This window comes from Catellatospora sp. TT07R-123 (assembly GCF_018327705.1).
In the GTDB taxonomy this organism is placed as follows: Bacteria; Actinomycetota; Actinomycetes; order Mycobacteriales; family Micromonosporaceae; genus Catellatospora.
Genome location: NZ_BNEM01000001.1, coordinates 3,394,469 through 3,415,111 on the forward strand (window position 1 = coordinate 3,394,469; position 20,643 = coordinate 3,415,111).

The window sequence follows — 20,643 nt, forward strand, 5'->3', positions numbered from 1 at the left end:
CGAAACCACACGGAGGGCGAGACATGGCAGCGCAGCCGCCCGAGTCGCCGGGCAAGACGGTCGTCGAGATGTGGATGAACCACTGGTTCCTGCTGCCCAAGCTCCTCGACCCCATCAAGGAGCAGGCGCTGGAGTTCGGCCGCCGGCACCCGGAGTACGAGGTGCGCATCAGCGGGATCGACGTGCGCACGATGCTGGAGGAACTCGGTGACGCCGTCGCGGCGGGCACCGGGCCGCAGCTGGTCACCATCATGTACCTGTGGAGCCAGCACGCGCGCGACATGCGCCTGCCGTCGGGGGCACCCGCGTTCCAGGCGATCGAGGAGGCGATCGGCGGGCGCTCCGAGATCCTCGGCGAGCCCGTGGTCGTCGGCGACCTGGTGCCGAACATGGCCCGCAACCAGACGATCGACGGCAAGCTGAACGCGATGCCGCGCAACCCGTCGACCACGCTGATGTACGCCAACATGACCATCCTGCGGGAGGCCGGCATCACCGAGCCGCCGCGCACCTGGCAGCAGATCGACGCGGCGTGCGAGGCCGTCGCGCGGCTGCGCGGGCGGCGCCCCTCCCACGCGATCACCTGGCCCAACCAGGGCTGGTTCTTCGAGCAGGCGGTGGCCCAGCACGGCGGCCAGTACGTCGACCACGACAACGGCCGCACCGGCCGGGCCGAGAAGATCGACCTGGCCACGCCGGAGATGCTGTCGTTCGTGACCTGGTGGCAGCGGCTGAACCGGGACGGGCACTTCCTCTACTCCGGCAAGCAGATGGACTGGCTGGGCTGCTACGACCTGTTCGTCAAGGGCGAGGTCGCGATCACGCTGAACTCGTCGGTCGAGGCCGGGCCGCTGGTGTCCGACGCCCGCGACAACGGCTTCGAGGTCGTCCCGGTGCCGTTCCCGTACAACGAGGACGTGCCGTTCGTGGGCAACTCGGTGGCCGGCGACGGGATCTGGCTGGCCGCGGGCCTGTCCGACGAGGTCCGCGACGGGGCGCTGGCGTTCCTCCAGTTCCTGGTGGCACCGCAGCGGGCCGCGGCGGTGCACGGCGACAAGCGCACCTTCATGCCCATCACCGAGTCCTCGTTGCGGCTGCTGGAGGAACAGGGCTGGTACGTGGAGAACCCGCACGAGCGGACCGCCATCGACCAGCTGCGCCGCAGCGCGGACACGCCCGCGACCCGGGGGGCGGTCTTCGGGCGGGCCCGCGCCGTCCAGGACGTGATCACCGAGGCGATGCACGACGTGCTGATGTCCGGTGCCGACCCGGTGGCGCGGTTCCAGCAGGCCACCGCGCAGGCCCAGCAGATGCTCGACGAGTACAACGACACCCACTGACAGCGGCCCTGCCGCGCACCGGCCCCGGGTTCACCGGGGCTGGAGCGCGGCAGGGTATTCGCCTGCCGGCGTCCGGCGCGGGCCGACGCGGTAGCGCAGGTGCGCCAGGTCGCCCGCGGTGCGCAGGCTGACCGCGGTGAGGTCGATCCAGTCGTCGCCCGGACTGTCGAACAGCCGCACGCCGTCGCCGAGCAGGGCGGGCACCAGGTGCACGAACACCTCGTCGACCAGGCCCGCGGCCAGGCACTGCCGGGCGGTCTGCGCCCCGAGCAGGGCGATGTCGCCGCCACCGGCCGCCGCGCGGACGGTCGCCATGACCTCGGCGATGTCCCCGGACACGAACTCCAGCCCGGGGCCGGGGTCGGCGGGCGGGCGGTGGGTCAGCACGAACACCGGGCCGTCGAAGGCGCCGTTGTACACCTTCCCGCCGACCGCGCTGATGCCCTCGTCGTAGGTCCGGCGCCCGGCCAGGACGGCCCCGAGCGGGGCGACGATCTCGTCGAACACCTCCGGCGGGACGCCCGAGTGCCCGGTGACCCACTCCATCCGGCCGCCTGGGCCGGCGATGAAGCCGTCCAGCGACAGCGTGGTGTGCCAGATGACTTTACCCATGTGCATACCTCCATGTCACCGAACACCCTGCCCGCGCGGTGGGCGAGGGGCAAGCCGCCGCGCCCGCGACCGCCGGAGCGGACGAAGGCGCCGGCGACCGCACCGGGGCGGGGTGCGGTCGCCGGCGGGTCCGGTGGGGCTACCGGCGCCAGGGCATCGGGCCGCCGACCAGGTACTGGCCGACCATCTCGAAGTGCGCCGGGGCCATGGAGATGTGCTTGTTCGCCGTGTGCACGTCGCGGAAGCAGCGCTCCAGGCGGTTCTTGCGGTAGATGACGGAGGTGCCGGCCAGGTCGACGACGGTGTCCACCGCGGCGGTGGCCTTGTCGGCGACCGTGGCGGCGGTCAGGCGTACGGTCGCCGTCAACGGCAGGCCGCCGGTGGCGCCGTACCGGTCGCCCTGGCGGGCGGCGTCCCACAGCAGCAGGCGCGCCGAGTAGGCCAGCATCTCGGCGCGGGCCAGCCGGTCCTGCATCGTGTGGCTCTCGGCGAGGGTCGCGGTGCCGCCGACGGGCACCCGGTCCGCGACCGTGGGGCGGAAGCTCTCCAGCGCGTCCTGGGCGATGCCCAGCGTGACGGGCGCGTCGGCATAGTGCACGAAGGTGAAGTAGTCGATGGCGTACGCCTGGGACGCCCGCTCCGGCGGATACCTGAGGACGTCGGTGCGCCCGACGCTCAGCTCGTCGGGGACGAAGACGTCGTCGACGCGGAAGTCGATGCTGCCCGTGCCCCGCAGGCCGAGCGTGTGCCAGGTGTCCTCGGCGGTCGTCTGCTCCCGGGGCACCAGCAGCAGCCGGGCCTCGCGCCCGGCGGGCGTCACGACCGGCTCGCCGCCGGAGGTGACCACGGCCGTGCACAGCAGCCACCGCGCGTGCGCGTAGCCGCTGGCCAGCGGCCACTTCCCGGTGAGCCGGTAGCCGCCCTCGACCCGCTCGGCGGTGCCGGTGGGCCGGGTCGCCCCGATCACGAGGCCGGTGTTCTCGCGGTAGAGCCGGTGGGCCACCGGCTCGGGCAGGTAGTCGGAGAGCCGGGACAGCGCGGCCTGCGTCCCGACGAGCCAGGCCACGGAGGCGTCGATGCGCGCCAGCGCCTCGACCACGGTGACCCCGGTCAGGATGCTGGCCTGGCCGCCGCCGAACGCCCGCGACACCCACATCCGGAACAGACCGGCGTCACGGAGCGCCTCGAACACCTCCCGCGACATCTCCCGCACGTTGTCGGACCGGTCGCGGTGCGCCGCGAGCAGCGGCTCCAGATCCGCGACGCGCTTGAGCCATTCCTCTTGTTCGGTGGTGAGCTGCGGCTGGAGCAGCCCTGGCGGAGATCCTCCCTCAAGCATCAGAAACACTCCTCCCCGTGTCCGTTTCCGGCGAGACGACCCCGCTTTCCGCCGGATGGATGACATGCGGTGTATTTCGGGGCGTCCTGTTCAGCCTCTCGCCGCGGCCGGACACGGTCACCTCCGAGAGTGCCCTGGTGACCCACGGTGATCAGTCAGCTCCGCGCGGACACCCCGGCACCCGCCTCGACCATGCCGAAGGAGTCGTGGACGTGCCGGACCTCGACCGAGGTGACATGGAAGTCCACGATCCGCTCGGCGACGCCGACCGCCTCCGCGCTGCTGGCGCACTCCAGCACGTAGTACGCGGTGAGCTGCTCGCGGGCCGCGGACAGCGGACCCGGCCCGGCGACCTGGGCGCCGCCGGACAGCCGCACCGTCGTGGTCTGGTCGGCGTGGCCCATGCCGGCGCCCGCGACCAGGATGCCCGCCGCGGTCAGCTCGGCGCGCAGCCGCTCGTGCTTGCGGCCGACCTCCCGCAACTGGTCGCGCGACATCGCGGCGGTCTCGGCGGGATCGCTGTACATCAGCAGGGCGAACTTCACGGCCACACTCCATTCACTCCACCCGACCCTAGCGAACCGGACCTGCCGGGGCTCCCCACCACCCCGAACCCGGGACGACCGTCCTATCCCAATACGACTACGGTGGTCGGGTCTGTCGATGAATCAGGATGGCGGGGCCGTGGACACCGAACTCGATGCGATCAACGCCGCGGCCGACCTGGTCGCACAGGCCGAGCAGGCGCTGCGGTACGTCCCGCTCATCACGCCGCTGGACGCCGACCGGGTGCGGCGGGAGTTCCTGGCGGGCTGGGCGGCGGGCCGGCCGGTCAACCCCCGCCTCGCCTACCCGGCGGCCGACCCCGCCCCGGCCGCCGCCGCGATCGCGGCCGCCCGCAACCGGCTGCCGCACGACCCGTTCTGGCACGACCTGCTGGCCCGCGAGCTGGACCACGCGGAGTCGGCGCTGCGCGCGCTGACGACCCGCGACCCGGCCGAGATGACCGGCTACGCGATGCGCGTGTTCGGCGCGCCGACCCCCACGGCGGTGGCCGAGGCCCGGCGCTACCTGGCCGAGCACCCGGCCGACGAGCACCCGCCCGCCGCCGACTGGACCGCCGACCGGGCCGCCGACGCGATGCGCACGGTGCTCGCCGAAGCGGGGCTGGCGCAGTGGTCGGTGGAGCAGAGCGAGCACCTGGCCGAGCGCATGAGCGTGGTCGCGGCCGAATCGACGGTACGGGTCAAGCGCGGCGCCGTCTTCACCGCCGCGGAGGTGCGGCGGCTGATCGTGCACGAGATCGGCACCCACGTGCTGCGGGCGGCCAACGGCCGCCACCAGGCGCTGCGCATCCTGGGCCACGGCCTGAGCGACAGCGCCCCGGCCGAGGAGGGGCTCGCGGTCTGGCACGAGCACCGGGCCGGGGTCGCCGACGTCGACGCCATGCGCCGCAACGCGCTGCGGGTGCTCGCCTGCCAGGCCGCCCTCGGCGGCGACTTCCGCACCGTCTTCGCGCAGCTGGTGCCGCACACCTCGCCCGACGAGGCGTTCAGCCTCACGCTGCGGGTCAAGCGCGGGCCCGCGGACACCGCCGCGCCGGGCGGATATCTCAAGGAGCACGTGTACTTCATGGAGTTCCTGACCGTCGGCGCCCACCTGGCGGCCCACCCCGGCCACCACGACCTGCTCATGGCGGGGCGCTGGTCCCTGTCCGGCCTGGACGCGCTGCTGCGCTGGCAGGACGGGGGCCTGCTGGCCGAGCCGGCGTACCGGCTGGAGCGGGTCGTCGAGCTGGCCGGGGCCGTCGTCTGAGCGGTTTCATCCGGACACGGGCCCGATAAGTCCGTTTTATGACATACTGACCTTTACGCTGGCACGCATGACCCGTGCCTCCACCACCCGCCGTGCCGTGCTGGGACTCACGGCCGCCACGCTGCCGTTCACGGTGGCCGGGGCCGCGGTCGAGGAGCCGGACCCGGCCATCGTCATCGACGAGGTACGCCGCGCCAGCATCTCCGAGTTCATCGACGTGCCGGCCCAGATCGCCGCGCGCAACTCGGCCACGCTGCGCTCCCCCGCCCGCGGCGTGCTGGTCCAGCTGAATGTGCAGCCCGGCCAGTTCGTGCACGAGGGCGAGGTGCTGGGGCACATCGACTCGCCGTTGGCCATGCAGCGGCTGGCCCGCGCCCGGCAGGCCGCGAACACGGTCAAGTTCATCAAGAAGATCACCCCGGCCGACCTCGACGACCTCATCGAGGACCGCAAGAACAACGATCAGAACACGATCGACTTCTACCGCGACCTCGCCGAGCTGATCCCGCCCTCACCACTGCGCGACACCCTGCTCGAAGAGCTCGACGAGCAGGAGGACCTGCTCAACGACACCATCGACGACCTCGACGACTTCGCCGACGACGTCCACGACAACCTCAAGAAGCTCGACAAGATCCTGGTCGGCCTGAACGCGGTGACCCGGCTGCTGACCCAGTCGGCGGCCGACGCCGCGCAGAACACCGTGGACGCGCTGACCCTGGTCGCGCCGATCGACGGCACCGTGCAGCTCGGCGGCCCGGAGAGCAACGCGATCATCGCGGGCCTGCTGGCCGACCGCCTGCCGCAGGGCCCGCTCGCCTCGCTGCTGCCCGGCCTCACCGGCCTCGACGTCGGCACCGGCGGCGCCGGGGACCCCGGCGTGAACGACACCCCGGAGGTCGGCGACCCGGTCACCCCGGGGCGGGCCATCGTCACCATCGTCGACACCAGCGAGCTGTCCCTGGTGGGCGACGTCGACGAGACCGACGTGCTGAACGTCAAGACCGGCGACGAGGCGACGGTGAGCCTGGAGGCGGCGCCGGAGGCCAGGTTCAACGCCTCGATCACGTCGATCGACATTCTGCCGACCAAGTCGGCGCGCGGCGGGGTGGCGTACCGGACGAAGTTCGCGCTCAACGGCGAGCTGGACCCGGTGCCGCTGCCCGGCATGTCCGCGGTGGCCCACCTGCCGGTCGGCGACCAGAACGCCAAGCCGTCGGTGCCCGCGGGCGCCGTCTTCACCAAGCTCGGCAAGAGCTTCGTCTGGCTGGTGCGCGACGGCAAGGCGGTGCTGCAGCCGGTCACGGTCGGCGCCTCCGACGACGGCCGCGCCGAGATCCTGGCGGGCCTGACCGACGGCGAGCGGATCGTCGTCGACGGGCTCGACCACGTACGCGAGGGAATGACCGTCGAGTGACCGCCCGGACAGCAGCCGTGGTCGAGGCGCGGCAGGCGTCGCGCGACTACCGGGTCGGCACCGCCGCGGTCGCCGCCCTGCGTGGGGTGAGCCTGCGCATCGACCGCGGCGAGCACGTGGCGCTGACCGGTCCGTCCGGGTCGGGCAAGTCGACGCTGATGCACCTGCTGGGCGGGCTGGAACGCCCGACCGCCGGGCAGGTGCTGATCGACGGCCAGGACGTCGCCGCGCTGCCCGCGACCGGGCTGGCCCGGCTGCGCAACGGCGTGATCGGGTTCGTGTTCCAGAGCTTCCACCTGCAACCGCAGGCCACCGCGGTCGACAACGTCGCCCTGCCGCTGGTCTACCGGGGCGTGCCCGGCCCGCAGCGGCGCCGCCGCGCGCTGGAGCTGCTCGACCGGGTGGGCCTGGCGCACCGGGCGCAGCACCGGCCCGGCCAGCTGTCCGGCGGTGAGCAGCAGCGGGTCGCCGTGGCCCGGGCGCTGATCACCGAACCGGCCGTGCTGCTGGCCGACGAGCCCACCGGCAACCTCGACTCGGTCGCGGGCGAGCAGGTGCTCTCCCTGCTGGAGGAGCTGAACGCCGAACGTGGCGTGGCCCTGGCGATCGTCACGCACGAGCACCGGATCGCCGACCGCGCGGCCCGGCAGGTCGTGCTGCACGACGGCCGGATCACCGCCGACACCGGAACGGAGTGGCGATGAGGTTCGCCGAGGCGTGGCGGGTGGCCGCCGGTGCGCTGCGCGCCGCGCGGCTGCGCAGCGCGCTCACCGTGCTCGGGGTGGCCGTCGGGGTCGCCTCGGTGATGGTGCTGGTCGCGGTCGGCAACGGCACCCGGCAGGAGGTCGCCGGGACGGTGTCCAGCCTCGGGTCGAACCTGCTGCTGGTGGTGCCGGGCCGGATGGAGGTCGGCATGCCGACCACGTCGCGGCTCCAGCTCTCCGACGTCGACGCCATCGGCCGGATCGTCGGCGACCGGGACCGGGTCGCCGCGACGGTCGCCTCCGGCGAGACGGTGCTGGCCGGGACCGCCAAGACCTTCACCAGCGTCGTCGGGGCGCTGGACAACTCGCCCCGGGTGCTGACCCGGCAGCTGTCGGCCGGGACGTACCTGTCGCGCACCGACGTGGACACGGCGCGCCGGGTGACGGTGCTCGGCGCCTCGGTCGCGCGGACGCTGTTCGGCACCCGGAACCCGGTCGGGGCGCAGGTCACCGTCGCCGGGGTCCGCTTCCGCGTGATCGGGGTGTTCGCCCCGCTGGGCCAGAGCCTCGGCGTGGACCGCGACGACGAGCTGCACATCCCGCTGACCTCGGCGCAGCGGCTGCTGGGCACCGGCCGGGTCGACGCGCTGGCCGTCCGGGCCGACGCGCCCGAGCAGCTCGGCGACCTCGGCCGGCGCATCTCGGCCGAGCTGTCGCGGCGGCATCCCGAGACCGAGTTCAGCGTCGTCACCCAGGACCAGATCGTGGGGGTGCTGGACCGGGTGCTCGGGCTGCTCGGCGGCGTGCTGGTCGCCATCGCCGGGATCTCGCTGCTGGTCAGCGGGGTGAGCGTCGCCAACATCATGCTGGTGTCGGTGCGCGAGCGGGTGCGCGAGATCGGCCTGCGCAAGGCGCTGGGCGCCGGACCGGCCGACATCGCCGCCCAGTTCCTGGCCGAGGCGGTGTTGCTGACCTGCGTCGGCGGGCTGCTCGGCGTCGGCGCCGGGGCGCTCGGCGCGGCACTGGTCGACCGGCTCACCCCGGTCCCGGCCGTCCTGACGTGGTGGTCGATGCTGCTCAGCCTCGGTGTCGCGGCGGCGGTCGGGGTCGTGTTCGGGGTGGCGCCCGCGCTGCGGGCGGCCCGGCTGGACCCCGTACCGGCGCTGCGGACGGAGTGACGGATCAGCCCTGGCCCAGCTTGGCGGTCGGGGTGATCCGCACGATGATGCGCTCCTCGCCCTCCTTGGCGAACGGGTAGTCCTTGCCCAGGTACTTGTGCGACAGCTTGTCGATGTGGGCGCGGGCGCCGTCCTCGACCAGCTCGGCGGTGCCCTTGACCCAGAGTGCGCGGAAGTCGTTCGCGCGGTCGACGATCGAGACGCCCACGCGCGGGTCGCGGACCAGGGCGTCGTACTTCACCCGGCCCTTGGCGGTGTTGAAGATGATGTGCTCGCCGTCGGTGTCGATCCACACCGCGGTGACGTGCGGCGAGCCGTCGAACGCGGTCACGGCGATGTGGGCCAGCTGGGGCTCGTTGAGCAGGGCGACGTCTTCTTCGGTCAAAATCGGCATGATGGCGAATCTACCGGTCGGAACTGCTGTTCATGGCCTATTCCACCCCGAGCGGGATGTGCAGGCTCACCGCGCCGCGCAGGTCGAGCCAGGCGCTGGACGGGCCGCGGACCAGCCGCATGATCACCTCGGTACAGGAGGGGCAGCGCGCGACCAGGCCGGGCGCGTGGGCGTACACCCGCAGCGCCGCCACCGGCCCCTCGGCGCCGCAGTGCGCGCACCGCCCGCTGGCCGTGGTCAGGTCCACCGCGAAGATCTCCCGCAACGGCCCCGCCAGCGCGTTCCCGTCCGTGAAGTCCCCATCCTCATACCTGCCCTCGAACCGGTCCATCCCATCCTCCAGTGCCGCGTTTCCAGTGGTCAGGGGCCGCTCGGGCCGAAGCGTTCGGTGCGGACGCGGCGGGGCTCGTGGCCCAGGGCGATGAGGATGTCGGCGACCGCCTCGACGAACCCGGTCGGCCCGCACACGAAGCACGCGGGCTGGAAGTCGGCGGGCCAGGCGTGCGTGTTGACGTCGGCGACGCCCAGCCGCCTCGGCTCGCCGGGCCAGCCGTCCGGCGCCTCCCGCGTGTAGACGTAGGCGACGTCGAGGCCGAAGTCCTCGCGGGCGCGGCGGCGCAGCTCGTCGGCGTAGATGCAGTCCTGCGGCGTACGCACCGAGTAGAGCAGCCGGAACAGCGCCTTGCCGCCCGCCGCGCGCCGGGTGCGCACCATCGCCATCAGCGGCACGATGCCGGAGCCGCCCGCGACCAGCGTGACCGGCGCGGTGTCGGTGTGCCGCCACACGAACCAGCCGCCGACCGGCCCGCGCAGCTCCACCGGATCGCCCACCGCCAGCACGTCGGCCAGGTACGGCGACACCTCGCCGTCGTCGACCCGCTGCACGGTCAGCTCCAGGTGCGAGCCGTCCGAGGCCGACGCGATCGAGTAGCTGCGCTGCGTGCTGTACCCGTCCTCGGCGGTCAGCCGCACGTCGACGTGCTGGCCGGGCAGATGCCCCGGCCAGCCGGGCACGTCCAGGACGAGGGTGCCGGCGCTGGGGGTCTCGGCGCGCCGCTCCACCAGCCGCGCCACCCGCCAGTCCAGCCGGCTCAGTCCCCCTGGTACCGCTGCTCGCGCCATGGGTCTCCGTAGTCGTGGTAGCCGGCGCTCTCCCAGAACCCCGGTTCGTCCTCGTGCAACAGCTGGATCCCGCGCACCCACTTGGCCGACTTCCACAGGTACAGGTGCGGCACCAGCAGCCGGGCCGGTCCGCCGTGCGCGGGCGTGACGTCCTCGCCCTCGTACCGGTAGGCGATCCAGGCCTGGCCGTCGAGCAGGTCCTCCACCGGCAGGTTGGTGGTGTAGCCGCCGTAGGAGCTGACCAGCGCGTAGTCGGCGGCGGTCTCCACGTTCTCCAGCAGGGTGTCCAGGCTGACCCCGGTCCAGGTGGTGCCGAGCTTGGACCACTTCGTCACGCAGTGCAGGTCGACCGTGACCGTCTGGGCGGGCAGCGCCGTCAGCTGCGCCCAGTTCCAGGTGTAGCGCTGGCCCGTCTCCGTGATGATCACGAACTCCCAGGTGTCGGTCGGCACCCGGGGCGTCGGCCCGGCGGTGAGCACGGGGAAGTCCTCGGTCAGGTACTGGCCCGGCGGCAGCTTCGGGGTGCTCGCCGAGCGCCGCCCGTGGAACCCCGGCGAGACGATGCCCATCACCTAGAGCTACCACACCCGGGACGCGAAAAACCGCTCTTCGCCTGCTGGGAGCGGGGGCGAAGAGCGGTTCGGGGTACGCGTCAGCGCTGCTCGACCGGCACGAAGTTCCGCTCCGGCGAGCCGATGTACACCTGGCGCGGGCGGCCGATCTTGGTGGCCGGGTCGCTGATCATCTCGCGCCACTGCGCGATCCAGCCGGGCAGGCGGCCCAGCGCGAACAGCACCGTGAACATCTTGGTCGGGAAGCCCATGGCCTTGTAGATCAGGCCGGTGTAGAAGTCCACGTTCGGGTAGAGCTTGCGCGAGACGAAGAAGTCGTCGGCCAGCGCGATCTCCTCCAGCTGCATGGCCAGGTCCAGCAGCGGGTCCGGCTTGGCCATGCGGCCCAGCACGTCCTGCGCCATGTTCTTCACGATCGCGGCGCGCGGGTCGTAGTTCTTGTAGACCCGGTGGCCGAAGCCCATCAGGCGGACGCCGTCCTCGCGGTCCTTGACCTTGCGGACGAACGACGCCACGTCGCCGCCCTCGGCCCGGATGCGCTCCAGCATCGCCAGCACGGCCTCGTTGGCGCCGCCGTGCAGCGGGCCGGACAGCGCGTTCACGCCGGAGGAGACCGAGGCGAACAGGCTGGCCTGGGCCGAGCCGACCAGGCGCACGGTCGAGGTGGAGCAGTTCTGCTCGTGGTCGGCGTGCAGGATCAGCAGCAGGTCCAGCGCCTTGGCGAAGACCGGGTCGATCTCGTACGACGTCGCGGGCACACCGAAGGTCATGCGCAGGAAGTTGTCGACGTAGCCGAGCGAGTTGTCCGGGTACAGCATCGGCTGGCCGATGGACTTCTTGTACGCGTACGACGCGATCGTGGGCAGCTTGGCCAGCATGCGCACGGTCGAGATCTCGACCTGGTCGTTGTCGAACGGGTCCAGGCTGTCCTGGTAGAAGGTCCCCAGCGCGCTCACGGCGGCCGACAGCACCGACATCGGGTGCGCGTCCTTGGGGAAGCCCTCGAAGAAGCGCTTCATGTCCTCGTGCAGCAGCGTGTGCAGGCGGACACGCTCGGAGAACTCGCTCAGCTGCGCGGCGGTGGGCAGCTCGCCATACATCAGCAGGTAGGAGACCTCCAGGAAGGTGGAGTGCTCCGCCAGCTGCTCGATGGGGTAACCGCGGTAACGCAGAATGCCCTCGTCACCGTCGATGTACGTGATCGCGGAGGTACACGCCGCGGTGTTCACGAAGCCGGGGTCATAGGTGACGAACCCGGTCTCCTTCAACACCTTGCCGATGTCGAGGCCAGAGGCGCCTTCGACGGCAGGCTGTACATCCAGGGAGAGGTGCCCACCCGGGGTTTCCAGGTTCACATCCGCCACGACTTTCCCTCGCTTTATCGGGAGATCCTTTATCAGTAGTTAAGTTTCACCGTAATCCCTGCGGTTCGGCATCTGCCGCAGCCCCGGCTGAGGGGAGAATCACGCCGAGCCCCTCGTGCTTTAAAAGCACTTACCCGATTTTGGGACGATTTTTGAGTGCTTGGGGCAACTGACCGGGCACGGGTGCTGCGGACTGGGCATACCCCGCACCCGGCGAGGCATACCCTGAAACCGTGGCGACGCTGCCCCACCCGACCGTCATTACCGAGGAGGCCGACCGAGCCTTCCTCGCCATCGCGCTGCAATCGGCCGTGACCAACGTCGAGCTGGGCGGGGGGCCGTTCGCCAGCCTCATCGTCAAGGGCGACCAGATCATCGGCAAGGGCGTCAACCGGGTCACCAAGGACCTGGACCCGACCGCGCACGCTGAGATCACCGCCATCCGGGCCGCCTGCCGCCAGTCGCTGACGTTCCAGCTGCCCGGGACGGTGCTCTTCTCCTCCTGCGAACCCTGCCCGATGTGCCTGGCCGCAGCGCTGTGGGCACACGTCGACCGCGTCGTCTACGGCGCCACCCGCGTCGACGCCGCCCGCAGCGGATTCGACGACCTTCGATTCTACAACCTGTTCGAGATGCCCCGCCAGCTCTGGTCGACCCCGGTCGTCCAGGTGCTCACCCCGAACGTGATGGAGCCCTTCCGCGCCTGGCAGGAGAAGATCGACCGCGTCCCCTTCTGACGCGCGCCGGGCGGGTGGGCGGGTGCGGCTGCGGGTGCGTGGGTGGGTGGGTGCAGTTTCGGGGAAAGTGCACGAATCCGGACCAAGATTCCCGCACTTTCCCCGAAACTGCACGCCAGCCCTCAGGGGTGGGCGGCGTGGAAGGCGGTCAGGAGGGCGGTTTCGTCGGCGGGGGCGATGCCGCTGGCGGGGCTGCGGTCGCCCGCGGTCGGCAGCCAGGCCCAGGTGTCGCGGACGGTGTCGGCGAGTGGGCGGGTGACCAGCCCGGCGGCCAGGGACCCGCTGACGTCGCGGCACATGAACCCGGCGTACTCCGGCAGCGGCACCCACATCGGCAGCGACCGCTCCCCCATCCAGGCGTTCACGCCCTGCTCCTGGAGGAAGTCCTGGTCGACCCAGGTCAGTGACAGCTGGGTGCCGAGCGCCGCCGCGATGGCCGCGAAGAAGTCGCCGCGCCGCATCGGGGCGCCGATCCCGTCGTACACCCCGGCGAGCCGCTGCTCGGCGATGTGCAGCAGCCAGGTGGCCAGGTCGCGCACGTCGACCCACTGCGCCCACTCGTCCGGCGCCCCGGGCGCCAGCGTCTCCCCGCCCCGGGCCAGCCGCGACACCCAGTAGTCGAACCGGTTGAACCGGTCGCCCGGCCCGACGATCAGGCCCACCCGGCACAGGAAGAGCCGCTCCGGCTCCACCGCGCCGGACAGCGCCTGCTCGCAGGCGACCTTCGCCGGGCCGTAGTTGGCGCCGACCGCGTCGTCCTGCTCGGGCGTCGCCGGGGGCAGCAACGGCGTATCGGCCGGGGTACGGCCCGGCACGGAGTTGTCGGCGTAGGCGGAGCCGCTGGAGACGTACACCCAGTGGCCGACGCGGTCGCCGAGCTGGGCCAGCGCGTGGCGGACGTGGCTGGGCCGGCGGGCGACGTCGATCACCGCGTCGAACGACTCGCCGGAAAGGGCCGACAGGCCGTCGGGGGTGTCACGGTCCGCCACCACCAGCCGCGCCCCTTCGGGCACCGTCCCCGATACGCCACGCGCCGCACACGTGACCTCATGTCCTGCCGCGACGGCCTGCGCCGCCACCTCATGTCCGAGAAAAACGGTCCCACCCAGCACCAGCAGTCGCATGGCTGCCAGCATCACCGCCGCATCGCCCGGCGACCACCCCGTTCGCGGTCGGCGTAGCCGGCTGCGGCGTCATACGGCCGGGAGCACGAAAAGGCAGATCGCCCACTGCGTCACGTGGCCGGAGGTGCGTTTGGAGAAGATGTACGCCCCCTGGTCCCTGGCCCCGCCGATCAGGTTGGTCTGCGCGAATTCGCTCATCGTCCCGTTGCAGGGCACGTCGACGTATCCCTGGGCCTTGGCCGCCTTGAACTCGACCCTCATGGAGCCGCCACCGAGGCAGGCGCCGACCACGGCGAGGACGGAGCTGGGGTGCTTCCGCCTGGCGGCGGCTTCGTCCACGGCGGGAAACGTCGACTCGCCGGGTCCCTCGCCGGTCCACGACTCGACCACCGTGTTGGGGAGCTTCCGGAAGTCAGGCAGCGCGGTGGGCAGCACACTCGGCGCGGGCGCGCTCGGTGCCGACGGCACCGCGCCTGCTGACACGCCGCAACCGGCGACCGTCGACAAGGCACAGAGCAGCGCCAGGGCACCGGCCCCGCGCCAGGCCGCTTCGCGGATTCTGGTCACGACACCCATGGTCAGGCGGTCCGGAGGTCGGCAGGGCTCGGCATGTGGGGGACGGTAGCGGACGGATTCCACCGCCGTTGCCCCTCGCCGCTCACTCGGGTGGGAGGAGGCGGTGGTCGAGGGCGGTGTGGCGGCGCCCGGCGCCGAGGGTGCGGACCGCGACGGACAGCGCGCGGGTGGACCCGGCGAGCACCACGAGCTTCTTCGCCCTGGTCACGGCCGTGTAGAGCAGGTTGCGCTGGAGCATCATCCAGGCGGCGGTGGTCAGCGGGATGACGACGGCCGGATACTCCGAGCCCTGCGACCGGTGGATGCTGATCGCGTACGCGTGGACCAGCTCGTCGAGCTCGTCGAACGCGTACGGCACGTCCTCGTCCTCGTCGGTGCGCACGGTCAGCGACTGGTCCTCCGGCGACAGCCCGGTGACCACGCCGACGGTGCCGTTGAAGACCCCGGCGGTGCCCTTGTCGTAGTTGTTGCGGATCTGGGTGACCTTGTCGCCGACGCGGAACACCCGGCCGCCGAAGCGCCGCTCGGGCCTCCCCTCGACCGACGGGGTGAGCGCCTCCTGGAGCAGCAGGTTGAGGTTGCCCGCCCCGGCCGGGCCGCGGTGCATCGGGGTGAGCACCTGGATGTCGCGGCGCGCGTCGAACCCGAACCGCTTCGGGATGCGCTGGGCGACGAGGTCGACGACGAGCGGCGCGGTCGCCTCGGTGTCGTCGCACGGGAAGTAGAAGAAGTCGGGGAAGCCCTTGAGGTGCGGGAACTCGCCCCGGTTGATCCGGTGCGCGTTGACGACGACCCCGGACTCCTGCGCCTGCCGGAAGATCTGGGTCAGCCGGACGCGCGGCACGACGTCGGCGTTGAGCAGGTCGCGCAGCACCTCGCCCGCCCCGACCGAGGGCAGCTGGTCCACGTCGCCGACCAGCAGCAGGTGGGCGCCGGGCGCGACGGCCTTGACCAGCTTGTTGGCCAGGATCAGGTCGAGCATCGAGGCCTCGTCGACGACGACCAGGTCCGCGTCGAGCGGGTTGTCGCGGTCGTATGACGGATCGCCGCCCGGCTGGAGTTTGAGCAGCCGGTGCACCGTGGTCGCCTCGTGGCCGGTCAGCTCGGCCAGGCGCTTGGCGGCCCGGCCGGTCGGCGCGGCCAGCACGATCTTGGCGCGCTTGGCCCGCGCCAGCTCCACCACCGACCGTACGGTGAAGCTCTTGCCGCAGCCCGGCCCGCCGGTCAGCACCGCCACCTTCTCGGTCAGCGCCAGCCGCACCGCCTGCTCCTGCTCGGGGGCGAGATCATGCCCGGTGCGCGCCTTGAGCCACGTCTGGGCCTTGGCCCAGTCCACCCCGGCGAAGGCCGACAGCCGGTCGCGGCCGGTGTTCAGCAGCGTGAGCAGGCTCTGCGCGAGCCCGCGCTCGGCGCGGTGGAACGGCACCAGGTAGACGGCGGGCACCGGACCCTCGACCCCGGGCACCTCCTCGCGCACGACGCCCTCGTCGTCGACCAGCTCGGCCAGGCAGCGGGTGACCAGGTCCACGGGCACGCCCAGGTCCTCGCCCTCCTTCGTCGTCACGGCGAGGATCTTCACCGCGTCGGCGACCAGGTTCGGGGCGGGCAGGTAGCAGTGCCCGGCGTCGGCAGCCTCGCTCAACGTGTACTGCAAACCGGCCTTGACCCGCTGCGGGCTGTCGTAGGCGATGCCGACCGACCGCGCGATGGTGTCGGCGGTGCGGAACCCGATCCCCCACACGTCGGCGGCCAGCCGGTACGGCTCCTCGCGGACCACGGTGATCGAGCCGTCGCCGTACTGCTTGTAGATGCGCACCGCCAGCGACGTGGACACCCCGACGCCCTGGAGGAAGATCATGACTTCCTTGATGGCCTGCTGCTCGATCCAGGCCGCCGCGATGAGCTTGGTGCGCTTGGGGCCCAGCTTGGGCACCTCGATCAGGCGGTCCGGCGTCTCCTCGATGATCCGCAGCGTGTCGGTGCCGAAGTGGGCCACGATCCGCTCGGCGAGCTTCGGCCCGATCCCCTTGACCAGGCCCGACCCGAGATAGCGCTCGATGCCGACGATCGTGGCGGGCAGCACGGTGGTGTAGTTCCACACCTCGAACTGGCGGCCGTAGCGCGGGTGCGACGTCCACCGGCCGGTCATCCGCAGGCTCTCGCCCGGCTGCGCGCCCAGCAGCGCGCCGACCACGGTGAGCAGGTCGTCGCCGCGCTTCTCGGTGGCCACGCGCGCGATCGTGTAGCCGGTCTCCTCGTTGGCGTACGTGATCCGCTCCAGCACCGCCTCCAGCACCACACCGGGCGGCCGGGCCGGAGCCTGGCCGGGGGCGGAGGTCTGCGCGGCGGAGGTCTGCGCGGTCACCCCGACATCGTGCCGCATCCGTGCGACGAAGCAAGAAGGCCCAGCCTGCCAGGCATGTCAGACACCGGTCCGCCACGGTCGCCGAGAACGGTCCGACGGGTGGTCAGCCCGGCTTGATGTTCGGGTTCAGGTGGAAGACGTTGCCGGGGTCGTAGCGGGACTTGATCGCCGCCAGGCGGCGGTAGTTGTCCAGGCCGTACCCGGCGACGACGCGCTCGGCGCCCTCGGCGCCGATGAAGTTGGAGTAGACGGCGCCCGTCGACCACGGCTTCATGTCGGCGCGGGTGTCGCGGGCCCAGCAGATGGCCCGCCGGTCGTCCTCGGGGTCGGTCCACAGGCCCAGCGGGTGCACGACCCAGGGCGCGCGGCGCCACGGCACCGGGTAGCCCTCGGTCGAGCGGGCCACGGCGCCGCCGTACGGGAAGAGCACGTGCTGCGAGGGTGAGGGCACGACCATGTCGTACGCCCGGTCGCAGAAGCGGCGCACCGCCTCGTCCGGCAGCGACTCCAGGTGCTCGGCCGACCAGTAGTTGCGGTAGCCGGGCGGGTCGTCGAACATGCTCTGCAACTCGGCGTACGGCACCTCGACGATCAGCTCGCCGTCGTGCCCGAGCCCCAGCAGCGGCGCCGCGACCTCCCGCGCCTCGTCCAGCGTCCCGGCGTAGACCAGCAGCATCGCGCAGGCGAGCTTGCCGGCGAGGTGGTCGGGCACGAACGGCTCGGCCGGGGCGGTGAGGAAGATGACCCCGCCCCCGACCTCGTCCGGCGCCGACGCCATGAACTCCCGGTACGCCGCGACCACGTCCTGGCCCGCCTCCGGCGGCCACAGCAGCAGCGCGACGGCGACCTGGGGCAGCTCGTACAGGCGGAAGGTGAACGAGGTGGCGACGCCGAAGTTGCCGCCGCCGCCGTGCAGCGCCCAGAACAGCTCCGGGTGGCTGGTCCCGCTCGCGGTGACGGTCGAACCGTCGGCGGTGACCAGGTCGACGGCGAGCAGGTTGTCGCAGGCCAGGCCGTACTTGCGCTCCAGCCAGCCGGAGCCGCCGCCCAGGGTGAACCCGCCGACGCCGGTGGTGGAGACCCGGCCGCCGGTGGTGACCAGGTCGAACGGCCGTCCGGCCCGGTCCAGGTCGCGCATGATCGCGCCCCCGCCGACCACGGCGGTGCGGGCGACCGGGTCGACGGTGACCTGATTGAGGCGGCGCAGGTCGAGGACGATGCCGCCGTCGGTGAGGGCGGTCCCGGCCACGCCGTGGCCGCCGCCGCGTACGGCGAGCTCCAGTCCTTCGGTCCGGGCGAACGCGATGGCGCGGGCCACGTCGGCGGTGCTCGCGCACTGGGCGATCACGCCCGGCCTCTTGGTGATCATCGAGTTGAAGAGAGTGCGCGCGTTGCCGTACGCGGCGTCGTCCGGGGTGAGCACGGTGCCGGCGAATCCGGCCCGCAGCGCGCTCACCGCTCTGGTCCCCAGCACGGTCATGACCAACCCCCCGTCGGCCCGGCTCCCACCAGGATAAATGCCCGGGGCGGGGGCGGGGCGGTCAGTCGGCGGCGCGGATCGGGTGCGGGTCGGTGGTGGGCGGGGCGCCGACCGGGACCTCGCCGTCGCCGTACACCGAGCCGGGGTGCGTCGCCACGTACGTGTCGAGCGCGTCGGCCTTGGCCGCGGCGAACATCTCCAGCGTGCCGTAGCTGATCGCCTGGGTGCCCTTGACCTTGCCCCGCAGGTACGTCCCGTTGTTGGTCTTCAGCAGCACCAGGTCGTCGCTGCGCAGCCCGCGCAGGGTCCACAGGAAGTCGAACAGCTCGGCGTGGCCGGTGTCCATCTTCAGCGCGCTGCCGGCCGCCTTGATCAGTGCGTTCACCTTCAGCGGGTTGGTGATGACCCCGGCCGAGGTGGCCTTGCTGCCGATCGCCTTGAGCAGCTGCTGCTGGTGGCGCTGGCGGTCGTAGTCGCCGTTGGGGCCGCTCTTGCGCTGGCGGGCGAAGTCGAGCGCCTCCCAGCCCGCCATGTCGCGGCAGCCGACGGGGTGCACGTAGCTGTTGGGCAGGAAGACCCCGCTGCGCTTGCCGTACGCGTACTCGGGCTTGCCGTTCACCACGATGTAGTGGTCGGACGTCGTCGCGCGGTCGACGCACATGTGCACGCCGCCCAGCTCCTCGACGACGTCCTTGAACCCGTCGAAGTCGATCACGGCGACGCCGTCGAACTGGAGGCCGGTGAGCTGGTGGATGGTGTTGGCGGTGAGCGCGGCGCCGCCCTGCCAGTTGACGCCGTTGCGCGAGCCGTACACGTAGGCGGCGTTGATGCGGTTGCGCTTGCCGTAGAACCCGGCCTGCGGGTATGCCGGGATGTCGACGAGCGCGTCGCGCGGGATCGACATCAGGTATGCCTTGTCGTGGGCGCGCGGGATGTGCAGCACGATGATGGTGTCGGCGCGCCCGCTGCCCTCGGCCCAGCCGTGCCGGGTGTCCAGGCCCAGCAGCAGTATGTCGAGCGGGCCGGTCAGCGTGCGCCCCGAGATCGCCGGGGCGGGCTTGAGCGCCTCACCCTCCAGCACCGAGCCGGTCTCCACCGAGCTGGTCAGGCTCTGGAGGTAGGACTTGGTCAGCAGCGCCCCACCGAACCCGAGCGACAGCACGAGCAGGCCCACCCCGGCCAGCATGAACGCCCACAGCGGCAGGCGGCGGCGGGGGCGTTTGCGCAGGGTCATCGAGGTCTCCATCCAGGGGTCACCTGGCGACCGACCATACCAGCCCATTATTACCTTTTCGGGGGTTTTGTCCACTGAGTTGGTTTGGTTAGGTTTCAGCTCATCTGGATCGGGTATGTCGGCGGTGGAACCCGACCGAGAGAACCAGACCGAGGGAGTTGGTCATGGGTATCAAGGACAAGATCAGCAACGAGGCCGAAGACCTGAAGGGCAAGACCAAAGAGGCAGCCGGCAAGATGACCGACAACGAGCGCCTGGAGGCCGAGGGCCACATGGACCAGGCCTCGGCGAAGGCACACAAGGCCGGGGAGAAGGCCAAGGACACCTTCGACGACGCGAAGGACGCCGCGACGAACGCGATGCGCGGCCGCGGCTGACCTGGTGACGCACTCTGCCACGGGCGGGGCCGGCAGCGGTGGGCTGCCGGCCCCGGCCGCACCAGCCGTCAAGAAGGGCACCTTCTACCGCGTACAGCGATAAGAAGGTGCCCTTCCTTGCTTCGCTTCAGTGTTCGGAGCCGGAGAACGGTTCGGGTGGGTTGCGCGGGTCGCGGGGGTCGTCGTCGTTGAGCCGCTCGGTGTCCTCGTGGTGCCGCTGGTGGTCGCGCTCGGTGTCGTCCTGGGCCCGTTCCAGGTCGGACTCGGGCACCGGGTCGATGAAATCGCGCTCCGGGCTGTGACCTGCCATGACCGCCCTCCTCGGGGTTCCGGGAACACCTGCTGTGTACCCGCGTGGCGTTCCTGGCAAACCATTACAAGATGGACGTGCCGTGTATCGTGATCATGTCGGAGTTGTGCCGTGTTGCGGGCACTTGCGGTCACCCCGGACCGTAGGATGTGTAGCCATGACCAGCAGTGAACAACTCATCACCCTGAGTGATGCCGCCCGCGTGGCGGAAGAGCTGCGCGCCGAGCTGATCACGCTGCTGGACAGGTGGCAGTCGTGGCGCTCGGATCCCTCGTACCCCGGCACCGGCCGGATCGGGCCTGCCTGGCAGGCCGGGCTCGACCGGGCCATCGCCGGCACCAGCGAGGCCGTCGCGGCGCTGCCGCCGGGAACGGACCCGGCGGTGCTCGCCGACCTGACCCAGCCGCTGCTCGCCACCTTCTGGGCGCACAGACCAGGCCCGATGGCCGACGTGGTGACCAAGGTGGCCATGCTGCGGCTGCGCGCCCTGGCCCTGCGGGGCGACGCCGAGCCCGCGCTGACCGTCGAGACGGTCGCCGAACCGCGCCGGGCGGTGCTCACCCCAGCCTGATCATCGGTCGTT

The 20,643-nt window shown here is 71.8% G+C and carries 22 protein-coding genes; 8 read left to right on the plus strand and 14 right to left on the minus strand.

The window, feature by feature from the left end; all coding sequences use genetic code 11:
- Nucleotides 1-23 precede the first annotated feature (23 nt).
- A complete protein-coding gene (locus Cs7R123_RS14515; protein ID WP_212826876.1) occupies nucleotides 24-1,340 on the plus strand; it encodes an extracellular solute-binding protein in 1,317 nt (438 codons plus the stop codon).
- Between the two features lie 30 nt (nucleotides 1,341-1,370).
- Here the strand turns inward: Cs7R123_RS14515 and Cs7R123_RS14520 are convergent, their stop codons facing one another.
- The 3 genes from Cs7R123_RS14520 to Cs7R123_RS14530 form a co-directional block, all read right to left on the minus strand.
- Complete coding sequence (locus Cs7R123_RS14520) at nucleotides 1,371-1,952, minus strand: dihydrofolate reductase family protein (protein ID WP_212826878.1); 582 nt, start codon at nucleotides 1,950-1,952, stop codon at nucleotides 1,371-1,373.
- 139 nt (nucleotides 1,953-2,091) lie between these two features.
- Nucleotides 2,092-3,291 carry an acyl-CoA dehydrogenase family protein gene (locus Cs7R123_RS14525; RefSeq protein WP_212826879.1) on the minus strand — a complete coding sequence of 400 codons (1,200 nt, stop codon included), beginning with the start codon at nucleotides 3,289-3,291 and terminating at the stop codon, nucleotides 2,092-2,094.
- 155 nt (nucleotides 3,292-3,446) lie between these two features.
- Entirely contained in the window at nucleotides 3,447-3,836 is a 390-nt protein-coding gene (locus Cs7R123_RS14530) for a YciI family protein (RefSeq protein WP_212826881.1), read from the minus strand.
- A gap of 139 nt (nucleotides 3,837-3,975) precedes the next feature.
- Between Cs7R123_RS14530 and Cs7R123_RS14535 the strand changes: the two genes are divergently transcribed.
- The 4 genes from Cs7R123_RS14535 to Cs7R123_RS14550 all read left to right on the plus strand — a co-directional run bounded on the left by Cs7R123_RS14535 (nucleotide 3,976) and on the right by Cs7R123_RS14550 (nucleotide 8,405).
- Complete coding sequence (locus Cs7R123_RS14535; protein WP_212826883.1) at nucleotides 3,976-5,106, plus strand: tyrosine/phenylalanine carboxypeptidase domain-containing protein; 1,131 nt, start codon at nucleotides 3,976-3,978, stop codon at nucleotides 5,104-5,106.
- 67 nt (nucleotides 5,107-5,173) lie between these two features.
- Nucleotides 5,174-6,523: an efflux RND transporter periplasmic adaptor subunit gene (locus Cs7R123_RS14540; protein ID WP_212826885.1), complete on the plus strand. Its 1,350-nt coding sequence runs from the start codon at nucleotides 5,174-5,176 to the stop codon at nucleotides 6,521-6,523.
- Entirely contained in the window at nucleotides 6,520-7,227 is a 708-nt protein-coding gene (locus Cs7R123_RS14545) for an ABC transporter ATP-binding protein (RefSeq protein WP_212826887.1), read from the plus strand. The genes Cs7R123_RS14540 and Cs7R123_RS14545 overlap by 4 nt, the downstream gene beginning before the upstream one ends.
- A complete protein-coding gene (locus tag Cs7R123_RS14550; RefSeq protein ID WP_212826889.1) occupies nucleotides 7,224-8,405 on the plus strand; it encodes an ABC transporter permease in 1,182 nt (393 codons plus the stop codon). The genes Cs7R123_RS14545 and Cs7R123_RS14550 overlap by 4 nt, the downstream gene beginning before the upstream one ends.
- Before the next feature lie 4 nt (nucleotides 8,406-8,409).
- Here Cs7R123_RS14550 and Cs7R123_RS14555 read toward each other — a convergent pair whose 3' ends face one another.
- The 5 genes from Cs7R123_RS14555 to Cs7R123_RS14575 form a co-directional block, all read right to left on the minus strand.
- On the minus strand, nucleotides 8,410-8,799 hold the full coding sequence (locus tag Cs7R123_RS14555) for a PPOX class F420-dependent oxidoreductase (protein ID WP_212826891.1): 390 nt from the start codon (nucleotides 8,797-8,799) through the stop codon (nucleotides 8,410-8,412).
- A gap of 37 nt (nucleotides 8,800-8,836) precedes the next feature.
- Nucleotides 8,837-9,130 (minus strand): DUF6510 family protein, encoded by a 294-nt coding sequence (locus tag Cs7R123_RS14560; RefSeq protein WP_212826893.1) that lies wholly within the window; start codon nucleotides 9,128-9,130, stop codon nucleotides 8,837-8,839.
- Nucleotides 9,131-9,159: 29 nt separating this feature from the next.
- Nucleotides 9,160-9,921, minus strand: coding sequence for a ferredoxin reductase (locus Cs7R123_RS14565; RefSeq protein ID WP_212826895.1), 762 nt, complete (start codon nucleotides 9,919-9,921; stop codon nucleotides 9,160-9,162).
- Nucleotides 9,891-10,490: a molybdopterin-dependent oxidoreductase gene (locus Cs7R123_RS14570; protein WP_212826897.1), complete on the minus strand. Its 600-nt coding sequence runs from the start codon at nucleotides 10,488-10,490 to the stop codon at nucleotides 9,891-9,893. Before Cs7R123_RS14570 ends, Cs7R123_RS14565 begins: the two co-directional genes overlap by 31 nt.
- Nucleotides 10,491-10,573: 83 nt before the next feature.
- Nucleotides 10,574-11,857, minus strand: coding sequence for a citrate synthase (locus Cs7R123_RS14575; RefSeq protein ID WP_212826899.1), 1,284 nt, complete (start codon nucleotides 11,855-11,857; stop codon nucleotides 10,574-10,576).
- A 233-nt stretch (nucleotides 11,858-12,090) separates the two neighbouring features.
- On the opposite strand from Cs7R123_RS14575, the gene Cs7R123_RS14580 reads away from it, so the two are divergent.
- The gene (locus tag Cs7R123_RS14580; protein ID WP_212826901.1) at nucleotides 12,091-12,594 is read left to right on the plus strand and encodes a nucleoside deaminase; all 504 of its coding nucleotides are present in this window, start codon (nucleotides 12,091-12,093) and stop codon (nucleotides 12,592-12,594) included.
- Nucleotides 12,595-12,716: 122 nt separating this feature from the next.
- On the opposite strand, the gene Cs7R123_RS14585 is transcribed toward Cs7R123_RS14580, so the two are convergent.
- From Cs7R123_RS14585 to Cs7R123_RS14605, 5 genes are all read right to left on the minus strand, one after another.
- On the minus strand, nucleotides 12,717-13,730 hold the full coding sequence (locus Cs7R123_RS14585) for an NAD-dependent epimerase/dehydratase family protein (protein ID WP_308442894.1): 1,014 nt from the start codon (nucleotides 13,728-13,730) through the stop codon (nucleotides 12,717-12,719).
- A 57-nt stretch (nucleotides 13,731-13,787) separates the two neighbouring features.
- Nucleotides 13,788-14,285: a hypothetical protein gene (locus Cs7R123_RS14590; RefSeq protein WP_212826905.1), complete on the minus strand. Its 498-nt coding sequence runs from the start codon at nucleotides 14,283-14,285 to the stop codon at nucleotides 13,788-13,790.
- A gap of 91 nt (nucleotides 14,286-14,376) precedes the next feature.
- Nucleotides 14,377-16,593: an ATP-dependent RecD-like DNA helicase gene (locus Cs7R123_RS14595; RefSeq protein ID WP_244872005.1), complete on the minus strand. Its 2,217-nt coding sequence runs from the start codon at nucleotides 16,591-16,593 to the stop codon at nucleotides 14,377-14,379.
- A gap of 169 nt (nucleotides 16,594-16,762) precedes the next feature.
- Nucleotides 16,763-18,139, minus strand: a complete 1,377-nt coding sequence (locus Cs7R123_RS14600; protein WP_212826908.1) for an FAD-binding oxidoreductase — start codon at nucleotides 18,137-18,139, stop codon at nucleotides 16,763-16,765.
- 61 nt (nucleotides 18,140-18,200) lie between these two features.
- On the minus strand, nucleotides 18,201-19,373 hold the full coding sequence (locus Cs7R123_RS14605; protein ID WP_212826910.1) for an LCP family protein: 1,173 nt from the start codon (nucleotides 19,371-19,373) through the stop codon (nucleotides 18,201-18,203).
- A gap of 164 nt (nucleotides 19,374-19,537) precedes the next feature.
- Here Cs7R123_RS14605 and Cs7R123_RS14610 point away from each other — a divergent pair, with 164 nt between their 5' ends.
- Entirely contained in the window at nucleotides 19,538-19,750 is a 213-nt protein-coding gene (locus Cs7R123_RS14610) for a CsbD family protein (protein ID WP_212826912.1), read from the plus strand.
- A 127-nt stretch (nucleotides 19,751-19,877) separates the two neighbouring features.
- Here the strand turns inward: Cs7R123_RS14610 and Cs7R123_RS14615 are convergent, their stop codons facing one another.
- Nucleotides 19,878-20,060 (minus strand): hypothetical protein, encoded by a 183-nt coding sequence (locus Cs7R123_RS14615; protein WP_212826914.1) that lies wholly within the window; start codon nucleotides 20,058-20,060, stop codon nucleotides 19,878-19,880.
- Between the two features lie 157 nt (nucleotides 20,061-20,217).
- On the opposite strand from Cs7R123_RS14615, the gene Cs7R123_RS14620 reads away from it, so the two are divergent.
- Complete coding sequence (locus Cs7R123_RS14620) at nucleotides 20,218-20,631, plus strand: hypothetical protein (RefSeq protein ID WP_212826916.1); 414 nt, start codon at nucleotides 20,218-20,220, stop codon at nucleotides 20,629-20,631.
- Nucleotides 20,632-20,643 lie beyond the last annotated feature (12 nt).